At 57.3% G+C, this 1,833-nt stretch carries 1 protein-coding gene; it reads left to right on the top strand.

The genetic code is table 11. From position 1 onward, the window contains the following. Positions 1 to 381 precede the first annotated feature (381 nt). Positions 382 to 1,755 carry a dipeptidase gene (locus tag NUW23_16270; GenBank protein MCR4427702.1) on the top strand — a complete coding sequence of 458 codons (1,374 nt, stop codon included), beginning with the start codon at positions 382 to 384 and terminating at the stop codon, positions 1,753 to 1,755. Positions 1,756 to 1,833 lie beyond the last annotated feature (78 nt).

The following is a 1,833-nucleotide window of genomic DNA, read 5'->3' as shown; positions in this document are numbered from 1 at the left end:
CTCCTGCTGCCACCATCGCCTACTGCCTTTTACACCAGGATATGGACTCTACTGGGTACCCTCCTCTCAGAGTTTTGTTGCCACTTAACTCTTTCGAGAAAAGGGGGAGCCCGTCCTTCCGTTTTAGGGCACAGAAAGATCTCTGTACCTACTGAAACTTTACTCATACTTATCATAATGGATGAGGCCGGCTCCACTGTTGCACTGCTGTGCCAGACCCAGCCTCGTGCAACTCGACTGGAGAAAGTCCATTCAATGGAGTATTATCGGGTAAGGGGTCCCGGTCTAGACAGACAGGCACTTGGGGAACCCGTGCGGGCGGGCGACATCACACTGGCTGTCCAGTGGACTCCATACCATGACTGAAAAGGGGCGTTGAGTATGACTGGTTGGATGGCCTACGTGCGCGAACACCGGAACGAATTCCTGTCTGAATTGATGGACTTCCTTCGAATCCCGAGCATAAGTGCTCTGCCGGAATATGCTCCAGAGGTGCAGCGCGCGGCCGAGTGGGTTGTGGATCGGATGACTGCTGCTGGGATTGAGAACGCAAAAGTCATGCCGACCGGAGGCCATCCAGTGGTCTACGGAGATTGGCTGCACGCTCCGGGTAAAGCCACAATAATGATCTACGGGCACTTCGACACCCAGCCGGCGGACCCGATCGACCTCTGGTCTAGGCCTCCGTTCGAGCCAGTCGTGGTCGGAGACAGGATCTACGCCCGAGGAGCATCGGATGACAAGGGGAATATGCTAATTCCCATCCTGGCGGCAGAGGCGATGCTGAAGGGTGAAGGTGCGCTCCCGGTCAACGTGAAGTTCTTGTTCGAGGGCCAGGAAGAGATCGGAAGCCCACAACTGACCGATTTCGTAAGAGCCCACAAGGAGCTGTTGGCCTGCGATGTCGTTTTCAGCTCCGACGGAGGGCAGTACAGCGAAGCCGAGGGCGCAGTGCTGGTCGGCCGGAAGGGGCTTTGCGGTGTTCAGATCGAGGTGCAAGGAGCTAAGTCCGATGTTCATTCAGGCACGTATGGTGGGGCGATCCAGAACCCGATACATGCGCTCGCACTCATCTTGAACTCCATGCGATCACCTGACGGCAAGATCACGATCGACGGCTTTTACGACAACGTCGTGCCGCTCACGGCAGAGGACCGGGCGTCGATGGCCATGGTGCCTTTCGATGAGGAGAAGTTCAAGCGCGAGCTCGGCATCGATGATGTATTTGGCGAGCCCGGCTACACCACTCTCGAACGAGCGTGGGCCCGGCCCACTCTTGATGTCAACGGAATCTGGGGAGGATTCCAGGGCGAAGGCACCAAGACCGTGCTACCCTGCAAAGCCAGCGCGAAGCTCACCTGCCGGCTTGTCCCCGACCAGGACCCAAATCAGATCATGGATCTCATCGAAGCACACGTGGCCAGGTTCACGCCGGCAGGTGTGAAGGTGGCAGTCAAGCGGTTCCCCGGCACAGCCAAACCATACCACATACCCAGAAACCACCCGGGCAACGAGGCCGCTCGCGCGGTACTGGAGGATGTCTACGGGAAGCCTCCTTACTACATCAGGACCGGCGGCACTATCGCTGTGTGCCACACGTTTCTCAGCATTCTCGGAGTCCACACAGTCAGCTTCGCCTTTGGACTCAACGATGAATGTGTCCACGCACCCAACGAGTTCTTCCGCTTAAGCAGTTGGGACCGGGGTCAGGCGGCCTACTGCAAGTTATTCATCCGGATGGGCCAGGATGAGTGAATTGAGCCAAATATGTGCGCGATGGCGGTGTAATCTTAGAGTAGGGTGCGGGAAGGGGAAGAAGGGGGGAAAGAAGAA

Source organism: Bacillota bacterium, assembly GCA_024655925.1.
GTDB lineage: Bacteria > Bacillota > DTU025 > DTU025 > JANLFS01 > JANLFS01.
This window is presented reverse-complemented; position numbering and strand designations above follow the sequence as displayed.

Bases quoted from the DNA above. Each gene is read 5' to 3' on its own strand.
- NUW23_16270 (MCR4427702.1), top strand. From the start codon at position 382: ATGACTGGTTGGATGGCCTACGTGCGCGAACACCGGAACGAATTCCTG.